Below are 20,297 nucleotides of genomic sequence, written 5' to 3'. Positions count from 1 at the left end.
AAAAATAGTTGAATATCTCGAAAGAAAAAGGTACTATATAGACAGAATTAAATTCTTACAATTAAATTCTTACTTTAAGCTATCATAAATACCTTCTAAAAGTATAAATATAATAGCTTCCATCTTTCACTCTTCTTGAGATTTATAATGATCTCGGTGCTCCCATTTTTGAGCTTCCATAACATGATGAACGAATACGATAGTAACTGCAACCGACCAATTGGTAGTGTTTCCTAATTTATTTATGGATAATAGCAATTATTTTCAATATGTTTTTCCGTGTTTATTTTATGAATCTAAAAGAGATGGAATCGTTTCGATAAATTAGAAAAAATATAGGTGTGGTGATTTTGTGAGTGAAGTAACGATCTCAGAATTGGAATCAATGACATTAAAGGAATTGTATGCAAAGGCAAAGGAATTTAAGGTTTCCTACTATGCAAAATTAACAAAAAGAGAATTAATATTTGCCATCTTAAAGGCACAAGCTGAAAAAAGTGGCTATTTATTTATGGATGGTATTTTAGAAATCATCCCGACAGAAGGGTTTGGTTTCCTCCGTCCGATTAATTATTCCCCGAGCGCTGAAGATATATATATTTCTGCCTCTCAAATTAGAAGATTTGATCTAAGAAATGGTGACAAGGTTTCTGGTAAAGTTCGACCGCCAAAGGAGAATGAACGCTATTATGGCCTACTTCATGTTGACGCCGTAAACGGGGAAGATCCTGAGGCAGCGAAAGAACGTGTCCATTTCCCTGCATTGACACCATTATATCCAGATCGATTAATGAATCTAGAAACAGAAACAAAGCAAATCTCTACACGAATTATGGATTTATTAACACCTGTTGGTTACGGACAACGTGGTTTAATCGTTGCCCCTCCAAAAGCGGGGAAAACGATGCTATTAAAACAAATCGCCAATAGTATTGCGGTTAATCATCCAAATACTAAGCTGATCATCCTTTTAGTTGATGAGCGACCAGAGGAAGTAACCGATATAGAGCGATCTGTTGCGGATAATGTTGATGTGGTAAGCTCGACATTTGATGAGGTTCCTGAAAACCATATAAAAGTAGCTGAATTGGTTTTAGAGCGTGCCATGCGGTTAGTGGAGCATAAAAAGGATGTCGTGGTCCTTATGGATAGTATTACACGTCTTGCTAGAGCATACAATCTGGTGATTCCTCCAAGTGGACGAACTCTTTCTGGTGGTATTGATCCTGCCGCATTCCACCGTCCTAAGCGTTTCTTTGGTGCTGCTCGTAATATCGAGGATGGCGGTAGCTTCACGATTTTAGCAACGGCACTTGTAGAAACAGGCTCACGGATGGATGATGTTATCTATGAAGAATTCAAAGGTACAGGTAATATGGAGCTTCATTTAGATCGTAACCTTGCCCAACGACGAATCTTCCCTGCCATTGATATTTTACGTTCTAGTACGAGAAAAGAAGAACTATTATTATCGAAGCAGCACTTAGAAATGATGTGGGCAGTACGTAAAAGCATGCAGGATTCACCAGATTTCCTAGAACGATTTTTACGTAAATTACGTTCAACGAAAAATAATGAAGAATTTCTTGCTTCCATTGAGGAAGAAATGAGACGAAAAGGAACAGCCAAGAATAAGAAAGTAGAGTAAGGCGCAAATCAAAATTATACTTGCATTCGAATGGTGACACTGTTATAATGCTTCTGTATGATTGAAAATGCTTATCGCATAATTTAACTCTGTTTCTTAAGGATTCAGGGCAAAAGGAGTGGACAGACATGAAAGAAGGACTTCATCCAGAATACCATAAAGTTGTATTTCTTGATACAAGCTCTGACTACAAATTTCTAGGCGGATCTACAAAGACTTCTGATGAAACGATCGAATGGGAAGATGGAAACTCTTATCCATTAATTCGCGTAGAAATTAGTTCAGCTTCACACCCGTTTTACACTGGTAAACAAAAAGCTGACAAAGTTGGTGGCCGTGTAGACCGTTTCAAGAAAAAATACAACCTTGGATAATGGCTATTTTTTCAGAAATTTATCTACGGATACTAACAGGATATTGATCCGATTAAAGCAGGCAAATGCTCATACGATTTGCCTGTTTTTTATTGGCATAGAGTGTCATCTATTCAGCAATATAGCTTAAATGGAAGCAAGAATTTAAAAGTATGGGAATATACTTAATGATTAAACTAATATCAGAAGGGAATTCTTCTCCCACTGATGCTAAACGAAACTAGAGAAAGTGAAATGTCGGAAGGAGTCACATTTCCATGAATATCATGAAACATACTGGCTGGCTTGAACTCATATGTGGGAGCATGTTCTCTGGTAAATCCGAGGAACTAATCCGTAGAGTAAGAAGAGCTACATATGGTCATCTCAATATTGCCGTATATAAACCAAAAATAGATAATCGCTATAGCGAGGAATCAATTGTCTCTCATAATGGTGCAGCGATCATTGCGAAACCGGTAGAGAGTGCAGCAGAAATTTTATCAGATGTCACAGAGGATATGGATGTCATTGGAATAGATGAAATCCAATTTTTTGACAAAGAAATTGTGGAAGTAGTTAGTCAATTAGCTAATAATGGCCAACGAGTAATTATGGCTGGACTAGACACGGACTTTCGAGGTGAGCCGTTTGGGCCGATGCCGGATCTTTTAGCCATTAGTGAATTTGTTACAAAGCTTCAGGCGATATGCCCTGTTTGTGGGTCACCTGCCAGTAGAACACAACGTCTCATTAACGGAAAGCCTGCATCCTTTGATGATCCTGTTATTTTAGTAGGGGCTAAGGAAGCATATGAGCCACGATGTCGTCATCATCACGAAGTACCGAACCATCCATATAACCGAAATATCGCAAAAAATTCTAATGCATACTAGCTTTGACGCTTTTTATAAAACTATACTATAATATACGTACCAGTGAAGTCATCACCTGTTTAGGTGAGAAAGAGGTGAAGGACGTGTTAGATCGATTAGAATCGTTAGAGGCGCGTTATGATAAATTAAATGAATTATTAAGTGACCCAGAAGTGATTAATGATTCTCAAAAACTTAGAGAATACTCTAAAGAACAGTCAGATTTACAGGATATCATTGTCGCCTATCGGGAGTATAAAGAGGTAAACTCTCAGCTAGAAGATGCTAAATCCATGCTAGAAGAGGATTTAGATGATGAGATGCGTGAAATGGCAAAAATGGAAATCGCAGAATTATCGGATCAAAAAGAAGACCTTGAGGAAAAACTAAAAGTGTTACTATTACCAAAGGATCCAAATGATGATAAGAACGTTATTATGGAGGTCCGCGGAGCTGCTGGTGGAGATGAAGCGGCACTTTTTGCGGGCGATTTATACCGCATGTACTCACGTTATGCGGAGTCAGAGGGCTGGAAGATAGATGTAATGGATTCAAGCACAACAGGTGTCGGGGGATTTAAAGAAATCGTATTTATGATCAATGGAAAGGGTGCCTATTCGAAGCTAAAATTTGAAAATGGTGCTCATCGTGTACAGCGTGTTCCAGAAACAGAATCAGGTGGTAGAATCCACACCTCTACTGCAACGGTTGTGGTAATGCCAGAAGCAGAAGAAGTAGAAGTCGATGTCCATGAGAAGGATATTCGTGTAGATACGTTTGCATCTAGTGGACCAGGTGGACAAAGTGTTAATACAACGATGTCGGCAGTTCGATTAACCCATATGCCAACAGGAATCGTTGTCTCGATTCAGGATGAAAAATCACAGATCAAGAACAAAGAAAAAGCAATGAAAGTATTACGTGCACGTATTTATGATAAATACCAACAGGAAGCACAAGCAGAATATGATCAAACGAGAAAGTCTGCTGTGGGGTCAGGAGATCGCTCGGAACGTATTAGAACCTATAACTTCCCACAAAATCGTGTGACGGATCACCGTATCGGACTAACGATTCAGAAGCTTGACCAGATTCTTGAAGGGAAGCTAGAAGAAGTGATTGATGCCCTTATTATTGAAGAGCAAGCAAAGAAAATGGAGCAAATAGGTGAATAATATGCCAACCATCACGATATACGAAGCCCTCCGTCGGGCTTCTTCTTTTTTAGAAAATGCGTCCCGTGAACCTAAGGTTGCCGAGATCCTACTGCTGCATGAGCTTGGACTGACAAAAGCTAGCCTTATTAGTAGCTTACGTGATAGCATGACACAAGAAGCGTTTAGTGCCTATATGGATAAAATTAAACAGCATGCTACAACAGGGATTCCAGTCCAGCATTTAACAGGTGTCGAGCAGTTTTATGGCCGTGATTTTACGGTGAATGAACACGTATTAATTCCTCGTCCGGAAACAGAGGAGTTAATTGTGGCTATTTGTGAGACAGTGAGGAGGGAAAATAGAACTGATTTAACCATCTGTGATGTCGGGACAGGAAGTGGAATTATTGCGATAACCTTAGCGCATGAGCTAGCAGAGTGGAAACCGAGAATTTTGGCTACAGATCTATCACCAGAAGCATTAATTGTGGCCAAACAAAATGGAAGAAATCATCAGGCAAAGATTGAATTTTACCAAGGAGATTTTTTATCCCCCTTAATGGAGAAAGGGGAAAAAATTGATCTACTCGTTTCTAATCCACCATATATTGATCCGACTGAGAAAAAATTAATGTCTGATACGGTGAAAAATTTTGATCCAGATTTAGCACTATTTGCACCTAATCATGGCTTAGCAGCATATGAAGCAATTATTCAACAGGCGAAATTCGTTCTGAATAAAGATGCGATCCTAGCCTTTGAGATTGGCTACCAACAAGGAATGGCCGTCTCTGACATCATAAAAACGAAGTTCCAACATGCTAAAGTGAACGTATTGCAAGATATAAACGGAAAAGATCGAATGGTTATGGCAGAATTAATAGGATAAGTAAAAAATTAATAGATTGATTGTTTAAAAGCTTTTGTATTTGCCCACACTGTGACTAATGAACAAGACATCATTACAGGGGGAAGAAAAATGCGAAAGCTTTTATTCATTGCAGTCCTTATATTTATGATTATTGGATTTTTTCCACAAAAAACAACGAGCACGGAAACCTCAGCCTATCAGGTGATTCCTGACGAAGCGATCCGTCTAAGAATTTTAGCAAATAGTGATAAGGAAAAGGATCAAGCACTGAAGCATGCTGTGCGCGATGCTGTGAACGCAGAAGTGACAAAATGGGTAGAAAAAATGGATGATATCGAGGAAGCGAGAAAGCTTATATCTAACAATACTACAGAGCTTGAAGCGATTGTTGAAAAGGTATTGAAGGAGAAAGGTTCTGATCAATCCTATAAGGTTCAATATAGTGATAAAGTGAAATTTCCCACAAAATTATATGGAGATTATTTATACCCTGAAGGAGAGTATGAAGCCATTCTTATTACTCTTGGAGAAGGTGATGGTGCCAATTGGTGGTGTGTTGTATTTCCACCATTATGCTTTCTAGATTTTTCATTTGGTACTACTGTTCAAGCAGAAGAAAAGGAAGAAAATGAGGAAGAAAAGAAAAAGGAAGAGCAAGATAAAAAAGAAGAAAAAGAGGAAGATGAAGAGGAAGTAAAGTATACCTTTTTCTTTCTCGAATGGTTTGATTTTTAGTGGAAAAAGTTCCTATTCTAATGAATAAATCTATCATTTGTTTCATAGATTATAGTAAATAAATGATAGAGGTGGAGAATAGTGAAATTACAAGCAACTAATACAGTAACAGATCAGGAATTTGCTCAATTTTTTGAAAATAAGATGTCATGGATAACGGATGATAGAATGAAGCAATATGGCTATTTTGTGGAGCAAGACGAAAAGCCTATTGCTTTCTTCTGTCTATATCCTGTGGATAAATCTAGCTATTGGTTACGTGCATTTATTATGAAAAAGGGTGCACCCTTTTCCTTACCATTAACCATTATTCAATCAGCCGAAAATTTAACCTATAACTATGGTGCGGAAAAATTATATGTGCAAAGCAGATCAGAAACGGTGGATCAATTGTTAATGCAATTGAGTTATCAACAAATTCCACAGGGTCCATCCACTGAAAAACAAGGACAATGGTGGATGAATGATCATCTAAATGTGGACAAAGTGGATGGTTATACACAAAATGTGAACTGAATGTGCATAACATTCACAAGAATTGTGGATAAATATTCATCTTAAATATCATTTTTGTGGATAAAACAAGATTTACCCACAGAACTCCTTCCTTTCTGTGGATAAATCTGTTGATAACTCCATCGGCTTGCACATTTTAAGAAATCCCTCCATAATAATGCTAGACATACGAAAATCGAGGGATAGTAAATGGAAACAAAAATGTGGAAAACAGATGAACAATCATTAAAGGAAGCAGCTCAATCGATATTAAATGGTGAAGTAGTAGCATTTCCGACCGAGACGGTGTATGGCTTAGGAGCAGATGCTACGAATGAGCATGCTATAGCAAAAATCTTTCAAGCAAAAGGAAGACCAGCTGATAATCCACTAATTGTTCATGTAGACGCACCCAGTCAAATCGGCCGATATGTGCAGGAGATTCCAGAGGCTGCACAAAAACTCATCGATCATTTTATGCCAGGTCCTTTTACCATTATTTTAAAAAATAACAAAGAGATTACACCACTTGTTACTGCTGGATTAGATTCGGTTGGGATCCGTATACCGAACCATCCGATTGCAAGAGCGTTCATTCAAGCAACAGGTAAACCGATAGCAGCACCAAGTGCTAATCTCTCAGGAAAACCGAGTCCAACAAAAGCCAATCATGTATTGGAGGACTTAAAAGGGAAGATTAGTGGAGTAATTGAAGGTGGTGCAACAGGAGTTGGTTTAGAATCAACCGTTGTCGATGCTACTGGAGAGATTCCTATTATTCTTAGACCAGGCAATGTAACACTCGAGGATATTAAAAAAATCGTGCCAAGTGCAAGGATGACCAATGCGATACAAAAACAAGACAATCAGCCTAAATCACCTGGGATGAAATATAATCATTATGAACCTGATGCCCCACTATATGTCGTACATGGAGATAGTGATTTTTTTCAGAAGCAGATCGATCTTTATCGAAAAAAACATTATAAGGTTGGTGTTTTAGCAAGTGATTCATTAATGGATGAACTAGACGCAGATCAACTATTTCCTTGTGGGGAAAACGACAAAGAAATAGCCGCTAAGCTGTATGATGGACTACGATATTTTAATCATACGAATGTTGATCTAATTTTAGCAGAGGCCTTTTCCACAGATGGGGTGGGCCAAGCTATTATGAATCGGCTGTCAAAGGCAGCATCTGACCATCTTTACCAAACAAAATAACGATCATAACCGCCCCCTTTTCCGCATATGCATAGGTGAAAGAAGCATGTCCGAAGAAGGGGGCACATTAATTGTGACGATACTACCAGTAGGAGAAGTTTTATCGATTATTTTCATGGCATTTGCGCTCGGAATGGATGCCTTTTCAGTAGGGTTAGCAATTGGTATGCAAGAAATTCGTTTGAAAAGAATTTTTACGATCGGTTTAACGGTTGGCATATTTCACATTGTCATGCCATTTATCGGGTTATTACTCGGTACGATGATCTCCACACAAATTGAAGGGATTGCGATATTAGCGGCAGGGCTTTTATTATGTGGTATAGGGTTTCAAATGGTTTTACAAACCTTTCAAAAAAGGGAAAGTAATATTCTCGCACCAAGTGGATTGGGGCTATTCGTATTTGCATTTACCGTTAGTCTGGATAGTTTTTCTGTCGGATTGTCCTTAGGTTTATCTGGACTAGCTACAGCCCTAGCGATTACTTTGTTCGGTATTTTTAGTACAGTATTAACATGGACTGCTTTATTAATTGGTCGTAGAACCCATCACTTATTAGGAACATATAGTGAAATCCTAGGGGGAAGTATTCTGTTTGGTTTCGGCTTACACATATTATTTTAACAACTTCTCATCTTTTCCAAAAATATGATATAGTGAAACTGATTGGACATTGTAGCAATGGAGGATCAAGTGAAACATGAAAATATTATTTGTTTGTACAGGGAATACATGTAGAAGTCCGATGGCAGAAGCCATTCTTAAGGATATTTCCGATTATGAAGTGAAGTCTGCCGGGCTAATGGCAATAGATGGATATCCAGCATCACCAGAAACGATCCAAGTATTAAATGAAAAAGGGATTAAGCATCAACACCAGTCATCTCAAATAACATCGGAATTGCTTGATTGGGCAGATCTTGTATTAACCATGACAGTCGTTCATCGTGATAGCTTGAAGCAACAGTTTCCGGAGCATGCTCCCTCTATTTTTACATTAAAGGAATATGTGGATCCTGAAATAGAAGTAGCTTGGAAAAAGCTTACGAAGGCATATGCCTCCTTAGAAGAGGCCAAATGCCAAAAGGATACAGCGAAACAAAAGGAACTAATCGACGAAATAAATAGCTGGGAAAAGAAGATGCAGGATCTAGATATTTCAGATCCTTTTGGTTCAAATGTCACAACCTATAAAAAAACTTATGATGAACTAGCAATTTATCTTGCAAAATTAGTAAAAAAGTTGCAAAATAGTAGTAGTTAAATAGTCATAAATAGGGGTGTGGCAGTATGGGGAAAAAAGGCGGGAAAAGTCTACGTTTTAAATTAGTGATATTTACTACTCTATTAGCAATGATTACTTATTCAACAAGTGCTTTATTCATCTACTTTTTGCAAGGATTCATCAACGAATTTGTGGAGATACCAGAATCATGGTACGTGTTAGGAATATTACTATTAGGTATTATTTGGTCAGGTATCTTAGCATTCGCAGCAGGTGGTTTTATTACACGACCATTAGTCACATTGAAAAATGCTGCGACTAAAGTAGCAGAAGGAGACTTGCAGCATGAAATGGACACAACAGATGCAAAGGATGACGAAATCGGTGCATTGACAATCGCTTTTCAAAAAATGGTCACTCAGTTAAAGTCTGTTTTGACAGATATTGATGAGCATGCAACAGAAACGATTGATTCTGTCCAAAACATGAAAAAGGCAGCTTCACGTTCGAAGCTACACTCTGAAGCTTTGGAACAAACGATTAGTCAAATATCCTCAGGTGCTGAGGAAACCTCTGAAGCTATTCAAGAAACGGCGCAATCTGTAGATCATTCCACAAGGCTAGCTAGTCAAGTGGATGAAAAGGCAGGAGACTCTCAGCAGAAATCGAACGCAATGGTTCAACAGCTTCAAGAATCGAATCAAATTATCAATGGTCTAATCACAGGCATTCTTCAAATAGCCGAAAATCAAGAAATTGCTTTACAGGACGTTCATCGCTTACAACAGAAAGCAAAAGAAGTAGAGAATGTTATTTCTCTCGTTGGCGACATTAGTGAACAGACCAATTTATTGGCTTTAAATGCATCGATTGAGGCATCACGTGCTGGGGAAGAAGGCAAAGGCTTTGCGGTAGTTGCCGAGGAAGTGCGAAAATTGGCAGATCAAAGCTCACAGGCCGTACAGAGCATTTCTGATTTGATCAAGGATATGCAAAGTGATGTAAAAGGTGTCGTGAATGCCATGCAAAAACAAGTGGAAGAAACAAGAAACGAAATGACAAAAGGGGAGCAAACAACGGCTGTAATCGATGAGATGTCTGGTTCTGTTCTTAATGTTGCTGAATCTATAAAGGAAATTTCTACTCTAGTGGATGATCAATTAAAGGAAATGGAATCTACGCAGGCAAAATCGCAAAATGTAGCAGCAATTGCAGAGGAAACCTCGGCAGGATCAGAGGAAATGAGAGCAACGATAGAGGAGCAAGCTGATTTTGCTGAAAATCTTGAGAGCTTAGCGATAAATTTAGAAAAACAAGCACAAAACTTGAAAAATCAGATCGGGCAATTTAAGCTAAGCTAAACAATACTTTTTTTTACAAGAGGGAGTTTGGTATCGCATGAAGGTCATTTTAGCATCAGACCATGGTGGAATCCATTTATCAAAGGAAATCGCTTCATTATTGGAAGAATTGAATATTGAATATGAAGATATTGGATGCAACTGTGCCGATTCTGTTGATTACCCTGATTATGGAATTCCAGCAGCAGAACGAGTAGCAAGCGGAGAATTTGATCGTGGTATTCTTATTTGTGGAACAGGAATTGGCATGTCGATTGCTGCGAATAAGGTAAAAGGTGTTCGTGCGGCATTAGTGCATGATGTTTTTAGTGCAAAGGCAACTCGAGAGCATAATGATTCCAATATGATTACGATGGGAGAGCGCGTGATCGGTCCAGGACTTGCTCGTGAAATTGTTAAAACATGGATCGGAACAGATTTCCAAGGTGGTCGCCATGCGAATCGAATTGGCAAAGTCACAGAGTACGAAAATCAATAAAGCGTATAGGAAGTGAAGCACAGCATGCAGCTTGATCAATGGGCTCAAGATATACGTGAAATCCTGGCAGAGTGGAGAGAGTCTAAGATCTTACAGCCAGGAGATGTTTTTCTGGTTGGTTGTTCCACAAGTGAAGTGGCGGGAGAACGGATTGGAACTTCAGGCAGTGAAGAAATAGCGGAAATGATTTTTCGGGAATTACAATTTTTCAAGGAACAAACTGGTATTCACTTAGCTTTTCAATGCTGTGAGCATTTAAATCGTGCCATCGTTATCGAAAAAGAAGTGATGCAGAAACATAATTTAGGTCAGGTCTCCGTCGTGCCAGTGAGGACCGCTGGAGGGTCTATGGCAGCATATGCGTATAAGCATCTTCCTGATGCTGTAGTGGTGGAGCATATTCAAGCAGATGCGGGTATGGATGTTGGTGAGACGATGATTGGCATGCATTTAAAGCATGTAGCGGTACCACTCAGATTTAAACAGCGATATATAGGACGTGCAAGGGTAAATCAAGCAATGACAAGGCCGAAGTTAATCGGAGGCCCAAGAGCAAAATACGAATGAAATATTTTAAAAACATGCGCCTTTAAAGTAAATCACGAATAAAGGTGCATGTTTTGTTCAATTTATTCGTAAAAGGACTAGAAATATTTCACAAATAATGTTATTTTAGAAATAGATTTAGGTAAAAACGAATGTTTCTGCGAGATATCTTCGTTAAGAATCATCTGATAACCAAAACGGATTTAGGGGGAGCAAACGATGGAGCATCTTAAAAACTTTGATCCAGAACTTTTCCAATCGATGGAAGATGAAAGAAAGCGACAAAATGACAAAATTGAATTGATCGCATCAGAGAACTTTGTATCTGAAGCAGTAATGGAGGCGCAAGGTTCTGTACTAACGAATAAATATGCCGAAGGATATCCTGGTAAACGTTACTACGGTGGCTGTGAGCATGTGGATGTAGCAGAGGATCTTGCGCGTAATCGTGCCAAAGAATTATTTGGTGCAGAGCATGTTAATGTTCAGCCACATTCAGGTGCACAGGCGAATATGGCTGTCTATTTTACCATCCTAGAGCCAGGAGATACAGTACTTGGAATGAACTTAAGTCATGGTGGACACCTTACACACGGAAGTCCTGTAAATTTCAGTGGAAAGCTGTTTAACTTTGAGGAATATGGTGTGGATAAGGAGTCAGAGCAAATTGATTATGAGGAAGTTTTGGCTAAAGCAAAAGAAGTCAATCCGAAATTGATCGTAGCAGGTGCTAGTGCCTATCCACGTCAAATTGATTTTCAAAAATTCCGTGAAATTGCCGATGCAGTCGATGCCTATCTTATGGTAGACATGGCGCACATTGCAGGTTTAGTGGCAGCTGGATTGCATCCAGACCCAGTTCCTCATGCCCATTTTGTGACAACTACCACACATAAGACGTTACGCGGTCCTCGTGGTGGGATGATATTATGTAAAGAAGAATTCGCCAAGCAAATTGATAAAACCGTTTTTCCTGGTATGCAAGGCGGCCCTTTAATGCACGTGATTGCAGCTAAAGCTGTTGCATTGAAGGAAGCATTACAACCTTCTTTTAAAGAATATGGTGAAAATATTATCAAAAATGCGAAACGATTCGGTGAAGTATTACGTTCAGAAGGAATTCGCACGGTTTCAGATGGAACGGACAACCATTTATTACTATTAGATGTTCGTGGTCTTGATCTAACTGGTAAGGATGCAGAAAAAGCATTAGACGATGTAGGCATTACAACGAACAAAAACACGATACCATTCGATCCAGAGAGCCCATTTGTCACAAGTGGTGTACGTGTTGGTACTGCTGCTGTTACAAGCCGCGGTTTCCGTGAGGCGGAGATGGAAGAGGTAGCTAAAATCATCGCACTTACTTTAAAAAATACAAAAGATGAAAAAGTCCAAGAAGAAGCAAGAGAAAGAGTGCAAGCATTAACCGCAAAATTCCCTCTTTATCAAAGATAATCGGAAGAAGCCCTTGTCATATGACAGGGGTTTTTCTATGTATTGCTTGACGTTCGGGATATGCTATTATAAACTCACATGTAAATAATGGTAGAAAGGTTGTGGGATATGATCATAAAAGAAAGAAGAGAACCTGATGAGTTACGAATATTTGCCTCTCTCAATCGACGTTGGAATTTATCAGAAAAGGAAAAGAAATATTTTAAAAGCATGCAAAAAGGCTTCTGTGGTGAGAAATATTTCGACTCCATAATGAAACAGCTAACGTGTAATCACTATTTTTTAAATGACCTACGGCTAAAGCATCATAACAGCCTATTTCAAATCGATTCCCTCATGCTCCTAGCAAATGAAATTTATTTATTTGAAATAAAAAACTTTGAAGGAGATTTTTACTATGATGACATGGGAAAGCTGCAGATGAAAAAACAAATAGAAGTGAGTGATCCTCTATTGCAGCTCCAAAAATGTGAATCATTTCTCCGACAATTCCTCCAATCCCATCATTATAACATCCGTATCCAAGGCTTTGTTGTTTTTGTCAATCCAGAATTCACTTTATATCAAGCTCCACTAAATAAACCCATCATCTTTCCAACACAAATCAATCGGTACATCCGACAATTTAATAAGATGAAATCCATCATGAAGAAACAGGACGATAAACTTGCTCAACTTTTCAAATCGATGCATATCGAGAAATCACCAATCTCGCATTTACCGAATTATAGTGACGGTCCATTAAAGAAAGGAGTCATCTGCTCCAAATGCCACTCTTTCTCGATGGCTATTGAAGGTCGTAAATGTATTTGTGTAGAATGTAAGATAGAAGAATCCGTAGAAAATGCTGTTTTGCGTACTGTTGAAGAATATAAATTACTTTTCCCAACTATAAAAATCACGTCAAAAGTCATACAAGAATGGTGTGCCATCATCGATTCGAAGCAAAGGATCCAGAGAATTTTAGAAAAACATTATAAAAAAATATACAAAAGTAAATGGACTTACTATGAATAAAATAGTAATAGTTTAAAATTGCATTCGCTGGAGAAAAGGCGCCCCGACTGCATGTAAGAAAGGTTTAAAACTGCATTCGCCGGAGAGAAGGCGCCCCGACTGCATGTAAGAAAGGTTTAAAACTGCTTTCGCCGGAGAAAAGGCGCCCCGACTGCATGTAAGAAAGATTTAAAACTGCATTCGCCGGAGAGAAGGCGCTCCGACTGCATGTAAGAAAGGTTTAAAATTGCATTCGCTGGAGAAAAGGCGCCCCGACTGCATGTAAGAAAGGTTTAAAACTGCTTTCGCCGGAGAAAAGGCGCCCCGACTGCATGTAAGAAAGATTTAAAACTGCATTCGCCGGAGAGAAGGCGCTCCGACTGCATGTAAGAAAGGTTTAAAACTGCATTCGCCGGAGAAAAGGCGCCCCGACTGCATGTAAGAAAGGTTTAAAACTGCATTCGCCGGAGAGAAGGCGCCCCGACTGCATGTAAGAAAGGTTTAAAACTGCTTTCGCCGGAGAAAAGGCGCCCCGACTGCATGTAAGAAAGGTTTAAACTGCATTCGCCGAAGAGAAGGCGCCCCGACTACATGTAAGAAAGATTTAAAATTGCATCCCTCGATTGCATCTTAAAAGCCCAGACCAATAATCCAGCACAAACCGCCCCAAAGTATCCAATAGAAACAAATTAATTAGTCTGACGCCCGATGTGGTTTCAAACAAGCGGCTAATAACATCCTCTGACAAATTTCTTGTTTTACTTGAAAGCATCTGCTTTTTTCAGTACAATTTGAAGGATGAACAGTTTACAGTTGTCAAACCAAAAAAGGAGAGATCAGTATATGAGCAATGTATTTGTATTGGATCATCCGCTTATTCAACACAAGCTGACGTACATACGTAATAAAAATACTGGAACAAAAGAATTTCGTGCATTAGTAGATGAAGTTTCAGCCCTTATGGCATTTGAAATAACAAGAGATTTACCCTTAGAGGAAAAAACGATAGAAACCCCTGTTACAGAAGCAGTTACGAAAGTGATTAGTGGGAAGAAAATTGGCCTTGTCCCGATTTTAAGAGCTGGCTTAGGAATGGTGGACGGAATGCTTCGTCTTATTCCAGCAGCAAAAGTTGGACATGTTGGTTTGTATCGTGATCCAGAAACATTGCAGCCAGTCGAATATTATGTGAAGCTCCCGACAGATATTGAGGAACGTGATTTTATTGTCATAGACCCAATGCTTGCTACAGGAGGATCAGCAAATGATGCGATTCATTCACTTAAAAAGCGTGGAGCTACAAATATTAAGCTGATGTGTCTAATTGCGGCACCTGAAGGAGTAGAAGTCATTCAAAAGGAACATCCAGATGTCGATATATATTTAGCGGCACTTGACGAAAGACTAGACGAAAAAGGTTATATTATCCCAGGTCTTGGAGACGCGGGAGATCGTCTTTTTGGCACAAAATAACATATAAAAAGGAGTATCATAAAAATGTCAAAGCCAATCAAAGTGATGTCTATTTTCGGAACGAGACCAGAAGCAATCAAGATGGCACCACTTGTATTAGAATTACAAAAACGTCCTGAACAATTTGAGTCGATTGTAACGGTAACAGCACAGCACCGCGAAATGTTGGACCAAGTGCTTGATATTTTTCAAGTAACCCCAGATCATGATTTAAATATTATGAAAGCAAGACAAACATTAGCGCAGATTACGACAAGAGCACTAGAAGGGCTAGATCAAGTGATGCAAGAAACGAAGCCTGATATCGTGCTTGTTCACGGAGATACTACGACAACCTTTGCCGCATCACTGGCTGCCTACTATAATCAAATTGCAGTTGGACATGTGGAGGCAGGTTTAAGGACATGGGACAAGTACTCCCCATATCCAGAAGAAATGAACCGTCAACTAACAGGCGTTATGGCAGATCTTCATTTCTCACCAACGACAAAATCAAAGCAAAACCTCTTAAATGAAAATAAAAAAGAAGATACTATTTTCATTACTGGTAATACAGCAATTGATGCATTATCTACTACAGTAAGCGAGGATTATACACATCCTGTATTGGAACAAGTGGGAAGTAAGCGTCTCGTTCTCATGACCGCACACCGTCGTGAGAATTTAGGACAAAATATGCAACAAATGTTCCGTGCCATTAAACGATTAGTGGATGAGCACGAAGATATCCATGTTGTTTATCCTGTTCACTTAAACCCTGTTGTACAAGAAACGGCAAAAGAAATTCTAGGCGATGATCCACGCATTTCGCTAATTGAGCCATTAGGTGTGGTTGATTTCCATAACTTTGCTTCAAGAGCACACCTTATCCTAACCGATTCAGGCGGGGTACAAGAGGAAGCTCCATCCTTAGGAGTGCCAGTACTTGTACTAAGAGATACAACAGAACGCCCAGAGGGTATTGAGGCAGGCACATTAAAACTTGCCGGAACAGAAGAGGATAACATATTTAACCTTGCACATGAGCTCCTATCAGACGAAGAGGCCCACCGCAAAATGGCACGTGCTTCTAATCCATATGGAGACGGAAAAGCATCAGAGCGAATAGCTGATGCGATCCGCTACTTTTTCAATCAAACAACTGAACAGCCAAAACCATTCTAAAGTCCCGATTTTTTCGGGGCTTTTTCTAATGGAAAAAAACATCATAGAATTGTTATTTATGTACACACTAGTGGTACATAAGGAGTTGGCGTGACATGATTTGGTGGTTATTAATGACATTGATAGTACAACCTGAGCAACAAGAGCAATCATTTATCATCGAAGTAGAGGATAATCCACATGAGATTGCTGAGGAAATGGAAACCTATTACCCACGAGTAGAGATACTACATATTTATGACACGATTTTTAATGGTATTGCGATTAAGGCAGATAATCGTACGTTAAAAAAACTGAAAAACAGAGGGCTATTTAAACAAAGCTATCCAGTTCAAAAATATCAAGCGCTGGAAACAAAGGAAACGATTAATCAAAGTGTCCCTTTTCTTCTACCAGAAAACCTACCATATACAGGTGATGGTGTAAAAGTCGGGGTGATTGACACAGGCATTGACTACACCCATCCCGATCTCCGAAAAAGCTATAAGGGTGGCTATGACCTCGTTGATTTCGATCAAGATCCGATGGAAACAACAGAAGAACAGGGCATACCTACCTTGCACGGAACCCATGTAGCCGGAATTATTGCAGCAAATGGAGAAATGAAAGGAGTTGCGCCAGAAGCTGAACTATATGGATATCGTGCATTAGGCCCAGGTGGAACTGGGACCTCCGTACAAGTAATGGCAGCAATTGAGCAAGCAGTAGAAGATAAGATGGACATCATTAACCTATCTTTAGGTAACACCATTAATGGACCTGATTGGCCAACATCGATAGCGGTTAACCGTGCCACGGAACAAGGTGTTACCGTTGTAATTGCCAATGGTAACACAGGGCCAGACCCATGGACAGTTGGATCGCCTGCAACAGCCGATAGTGTCATTGCCGTTGGTGCCTCTACACCACAAATCGAGCATCCCTACTTATACGATCGTTTTTTAGAAAAAAAAATAGAGCTTTGGCCAATGCAAGGTGCGCCTCCTTGGTTATTGGAGCGAGATCTACGTATAGCTCACGAGGATAGAGCAAAAGACAAATTACCGATGGATAGCATTTTAATCGTCGACCGTGGAAAACAACCTTTCACAAAACTAGCCATAGAAGCTGAAAAAAGGGGAGCAAAAGCATTATTAATTGCTAATAATGAGGAAGAAAGCTTTCAAGGAGCGATCGAAGCAGAGATAAGTATTCCGGTTGCTGGTATTTCCAAGGAAACAGGTGAATGGTTGAGGAATGCCCATGGCTCTTATTTGGAAATCAAGCATGAAAAAATTCAAGATACCGTAACAGATTTTAGTTCAAGAGGACCCGTGACAGTCAATTGGGCAATAAAGCCAGAGGTAGTGGCACCTGGTGCAAGCATCATGAGTACTGTACCAAATGGCTATCAAAGTCTTAATGGGACAAGTATGGCCGCCCCTCATGTAGCAGGAATATTAGCATTGTTAAAAGAAGCACATCCAGATTGGACACCTCAACAGTTGAAAGCAGCCTTATTAACCACAGCTGATCCACTAGAAAGCTTTCTTCCAACAGAGCAAGGAGCGGGAAAGGTTGATATAGGTGAAGCAATTAATACAGATACATTACTATATCACTCCTTTGTCCAGCTTGGGAAAAGTGGTGCTATCCTTGAACGAAGCAGCCATTCCATGATAGTGGAGAATATAGGAGATCAGCCTATCAGCTATAGCTTTCAACAGCCAAAGCTATCACAGGATTTGCGTTTTCATTTACCTAGCTCCTTTACATTACAGCCAGGGGAAAAGAAAGAGATTGAAATAGAAGCAATACTTCAAGCAAAGCAGCAGGCAGAACCTTTCCTGCAAGGTTATCTTTATCTCAATGATCATCCGATACCTTACTTGTATGTGACCGAAGCAGCTGATGTTCCGATGGCAATGGGACTTGAATTCTACTTAGAACCATTTGATGGTCAGTATCACTATCAGTTGTACATGGTAGAGGATGCAGAAAGTGTGACGGTTGATTTATATGATGACAAAACATTTGCATTTAAAGAAACCATTTTACAGTTAAACGACCAGTCAAAAGGAGTGGTCGAAGGTAGCTTAAAGAAAGATAGGATACCAGCTAAAGGGAGCTATGTGGCAAATATCACGGTGATCACGACAAATGGAGAAAAATATCAATACCAAACACCAATTCTGATAGAAGATACACTCCGTCAAGAATAAGTAACTTGATGGAGTGTATATCATTTAATCTTTCGAATTGCGAAATAATTGTCACAAATTGTTCGAAAACAATAAAAAAATAGCTCAGATTTGAATATTCGAGGATTTTGGACAAAATACTCGTATCTTGTCCGTATATTCTGAGATTTTGTCTTGAAAATGGATTGACAATAATCGTGCCCTATTGTATGCTATTTGATGGTAGATGATAAGGTTTGCATAACTGTGACAAATTTTTCTATATATAGGAATTTTTCCGCGAAATCAACCTTTTTACCCTATACATAATTTTTGTATACGTGAAATATGGAGTGATGCAGTTTGACATCACCAGGGAGTAAAAGACCATTACAAGGCTTAGCGATCACAAGCGCCATCCTATCACAATTGGCTGGTGGTCCATTAATTGGATTGTGGCTTGGTAGCTGGCTAGATCGGTATTTTACAACAAAACCACTCTTTTTAATCATCGGTCTACTTTTAGGTCTAGGAGCCGGTTTATACGGAACTATTCATTACGTAAGAGAAATAACGGGAGACGAAGAATAATGGACCAATACAAAAAAATGATAACCCGTCAACGTAAATGGATGTTCTACCTTCTTGCACTTTTCGTACTAGGCTGGGGTTTTACCTCCTATACTAGTATCTTCCTCGGACTTCTCCTAGGAACAACATTGAGTTTTTATAACCTTTGGTTGATGCAAAGGAAAGTGGAACGATTCGGTCGTGCCGCAGCAGATGGCGGTAGAGTAAATGGAATCGGGACATTTACCAGACTTGCAACCGCAGCATTAGCAGTTCTCATTGCAATGCGATTCGAAGAACATTTCCATTTTTTATCTGTAATTATTGGATTAATAACAGCCTATGTTGTTATTATGATAGATTTTGCTCTATTTAGAAAACAAGACTAGCACAAGGAAGTGAGGTGAAGCAATTGGATCACGAATCACCGATGTTATACGATCTATGGGGAATTCCATGGTTAGACTTTAACCTAGCAACGGTTTTGATGACATTTATCACCTGTGTCATAGTTTTCTTTATTTGCTTTTTTGCATCAAGAAGATTGCAAATGAAGCCTAAAGGATTTCAGAACTTTATGGAATGGATTATCGATTTTGTTAAAGGCATTATCGGGGATACCATGGATTGGAAAACAGGAAAGGTATTTTTACCACTAGGATTAACATTAATTGTTTTTCTTTTTATAAGTAATATTTTAGGTGTTATCACCATGGTAACATTTGGACACACATTATGGTGGAAGTCACCAACCTCAGATGCAACCTTAACCCTATCCTTATCAACAATGGTTATTTTGTTAACACACTATTACGGGATAAAGGTAAAAGGTTTCAAAGAGTATACAAAAGATTATGTCAGACCAGTACCTTTTTTATTACCATTTAAAATCATTGAAGAGTTCACTAATACTCTTACATTAGGTCTACGTCTTTTCGGTAATATTTTCGCTGGTGAAATCTTATTATCTCTTATTACTAAAATGGCAATGATAGCAATTCCTGCCTTTGCCTTCTCCATTATTCCAATGTTGGCTTGGCAAGGATTTAGTTTATTTATTGGAGCAATCCAAGCATTTATTTTCACAATGTTAACAATGGTCTATATGTCTCACAAAGTGAGTTCAGATCATTAATATAATTCCTACTATCAACTACCATTCATCATAATTGATAGTACAAAAAATAAAGCAATAGTTATATATCTTAAAGGAGGAAATAGAATATGGGAGCTTTAGCAGCTGCAATAGCAATTGGTTTAGCGGCACTTGGTGCTGGTTTAGGTAACGGTATGATCGTAAGTCGTACAGTAGAAGGGATTGCACGTCAGCCAGAATTAAGAGGTGCACTTCAAACAACGATGTTTATCGGGGTAGCGTTAGTAGAGGCGATTCCTATTTTCGCCGTTGTAATTGCCTTTATGGTAATGTAATTCATACTTATAACCTGATAGAATGGCGAAGTTCGTCTTAGACAATCTTCGCCATTCCTTTGTAAGTAAGTATTGAC

The 20,297-nt window shown here is 39.1% G+C and carries 22 protein-coding genes; all 22 read left to right on the top strand.

The genetic code is table 11. The annotated features are described in order from the left end of the window. Positions 1-352 precede the first annotated feature (352 nt). Positions 353-1,648, top strand: a complete 1,296-nt coding sequence (gene rho, locus ACZ5N5_RS02535) for a transcription termination factor Rho (protein ID WP_109985429.1) — start codon at positions 353-355, stop codon at positions 1,646-1,648. Between the two features lie 128 nt (positions 1,649-1,776). Then, positions 1,777-2,022, top strand: a complete 246-nt coding sequence (locus tag ACZ5N5_RS02530) for a type B 50S ribosomal protein L31 (protein ID WP_054861228.1) — start codon at positions 1,777-1,779, stop codon at positions 2,020-2,022. Positions 2,023-2,279: 257 nt separating this feature from the next. Beyond that, the gene (locus ACZ5N5_RS02525; protein WP_109985428.1) at positions 2,280-2,897 is read left to right on the top strand and encodes a thymidine kinase; all 618 of its coding nucleotides are present in this window, start codon (positions 2,280-2,282) and stop codon (positions 2,895-2,897) included. Between the two features lie 83 nt (positions 2,898-2,980). Beyond that, positions 2,981-4,051: a peptide chain release factor 1 gene (gene prfA / locus ACZ5N5_RS02520; RefSeq protein ID WP_054788802.1), complete on the top strand. Its 1,071-nt coding sequence runs from the start codon at positions 2,981-2,983 to the stop codon at positions 4,049-4,051. Between the two features lies 1 nt (position 4,052). After that, the gene (gene prmC / locus ACZ5N5_RS02515) at positions 4,053-4,922 is read left to right on the top strand and encodes a peptide chain release factor N(5)-glutamine methyltransferase (RefSeq protein ID WP_464373740.1); all 870 of its coding nucleotides are present in this window, start codon (positions 4,053-4,055) and stop codon (positions 4,920-4,922) included. A gap of 90 nt (positions 4,923-5,012) precedes the next feature. Continuing rightward, positions 5,013-5,639, top strand: coding sequence for a stage II sporulation protein R (spoIIR, locus tag ACZ5N5_RS02510; protein WP_054861225.1), 627 nt, complete (start codon positions 5,013-5,015; stop codon positions 5,637-5,639). 81 nt (positions 5,640-5,720) lie between these two features. Continuing rightward, positions 5,721-6,155 (top strand): hypothetical protein, encoded by a 435-nt coding sequence (locus ACZ5N5_RS02505; protein ID WP_109985426.1) that lies wholly within the window; start codon positions 5,721-5,723, stop codon positions 6,153-6,155. A gap of 189 nt (positions 6,156-6,344) precedes the next feature. After that, the gene (locus ACZ5N5_RS02500; RefSeq protein WP_464367614.1) at positions 6,345-7,358 is read left to right on the top strand and encodes an L-threonylcarbamoyladenylate synthase; all 1,014 of its coding nucleotides are present in this window, start codon (positions 6,345-6,347) and stop codon (positions 7,356-7,358) included. A 46-nt stretch (positions 7,359-7,404) separates the two neighbouring features. After that, the gene (locus ACZ5N5_RS02495; RefSeq protein WP_109985424.1) at positions 7,405-7,983 is read left to right on the top strand and encodes a manganese efflux pump MntP; all 579 of its coding nucleotides are present in this window, start codon (positions 7,405-7,407) and stop codon (positions 7,981-7,983) included. Positions 7,984-8,059: 76 nt separating this feature from the next. Then, positions 8,060-8,623: a low molecular weight protein arginine phosphatase gene (locus tag ACZ5N5_RS02490; protein WP_109985423.1), complete on the top strand. Its 564-nt coding sequence runs from the start codon at positions 8,060-8,062 to the stop codon at positions 8,621-8,623. A 26-nt stretch (positions 8,624-8,649) separates the two neighbouring features. Beyond that, positions 8,650-9,945 (top strand): methyl-accepting chemotaxis protein, encoded by a 1,296-nt coding sequence (locus tag ACZ5N5_RS02485; protein ID WP_277679086.1) that lies wholly within the window; start codon positions 8,650-8,652, stop codon positions 9,943-9,945. Positions 9,946-9,982: 37 nt separating this feature from the next. Next, complete coding sequence (rpiB, locus tag ACZ5N5_RS02480) at positions 9,983-10,423, top strand: ribose 5-phosphate isomerase B (RefSeq protein ID WP_054788805.1); 441 nt, start codon at positions 9,983-9,985, stop codon at positions 10,421-10,423. 24 nt (positions 10,424-10,447) lie between these two features. Continuing rightward, positions 10,448-10,990: a TIGR01440 family protein gene (locus ACZ5N5_RS02475; protein ID WP_054788806.1), complete on the top strand. Its 543-nt coding sequence runs from the start codon at positions 10,448-10,450 to the stop codon at positions 10,988-10,990. A 198-nt stretch (positions 10,991-11,188) separates the two neighbouring features. After that, a complete protein-coding gene (locus ACZ5N5_RS02470; RefSeq protein WP_054788807.1) occupies positions 11,189-12,427 on the top strand; it encodes a serine hydroxymethyltransferase in 1,239 nt (412 codons plus the stop codon). A 108-nt stretch (positions 12,428-12,535) separates the two neighbouring features. After that, a complete protein-coding gene (locus ACZ5N5_RS02465; RefSeq protein ID WP_464373210.1) occupies positions 12,536-13,444 on the top strand; it encodes a nuclease-related domain-containing protein in 909 nt (302 codons plus the stop codon). A gap of 822 nt (positions 13,445-14,266) precedes the next feature. Continuing rightward, entirely contained in the window at positions 14,267-14,896 is a 630-nt protein-coding gene (gene upp / locus ACZ5N5_RS02460) for a uracil phosphoribosyltransferase (RefSeq protein WP_054788810.1), read from the top strand. Positions 14,897-14,920: 24 nt separating this feature from the next. Continuing rightward, a complete protein-coding gene (gene wecB / locus ACZ5N5_RS02455; RefSeq protein ID WP_464373209.1) occupies positions 14,921-16,060 on the top strand; it encodes a non-hydrolyzing UDP-N-acetylglucosamine 2-epimerase in 1,140 nt (379 codons plus the stop codon). A gap of 95 nt (positions 16,061-16,155) precedes the next feature. Further along, the gene (locus ACZ5N5_RS02450) at positions 16,156-18,261 is read left to right on the top strand and encodes a S8 family serine peptidase (RefSeq protein WP_464373208.1); all 2,106 of its coding nucleotides are present in this window, start codon (positions 16,156-16,158) and stop codon (positions 18,259-18,261) included. Between the two features lie 321 nt (positions 18,262-18,582). Next, a complete protein-coding gene (locus tag ACZ5N5_RS02445; protein WP_054788814.1) occupies positions 18,583-18,810 on the top strand; it encodes an AtpZ/AtpI family protein in 228 nt (75 codons plus the stop codon). Beyond that, on the top strand, positions 18,810-19,178 hold the full coding sequence (locus tag ACZ5N5_RS02440; RefSeq protein ID WP_054861562.1) for an ATP synthase subunit I: 369 nt from the start codon (positions 18,810-18,812) through the stop codon (positions 19,176-19,178). The genes ACZ5N5_RS02445 and ACZ5N5_RS02440 overlap by 1 nt, the downstream gene beginning before the upstream one ends. A 23-nt stretch (positions 19,179-19,201) precedes the next feature. Beyond that, on the top strand, positions 19,202-19,924 hold the full coding sequence (gene atpB / locus ACZ5N5_RS02435) for a F0F1 ATP synthase subunit A (protein WP_109985503.1): 723 nt from the start codon (positions 19,202-19,204) through the stop codon (positions 19,922-19,924). An 89-nt stretch (positions 19,925-20,013) separates the two neighbouring features. Continuing rightward, positions 20,014-20,220, top strand: coding sequence for a F0F1 ATP synthase subunit C (gene atpE / locus ACZ5N5_RS02430; RefSeq protein WP_018930781.1), 207 nt, complete (start codon positions 20,014-20,016; stop codon positions 20,218-20,220). The last annotated feature ends 77 nt before the right edge of the window (positions 20,221-20,297 follow it).

The organism is Gracilibacillus sp. JCM 18966, from assembly GCF_055392695.1.
This window is presented reverse-complemented; position numbering and strand designations above follow the sequence as displayed.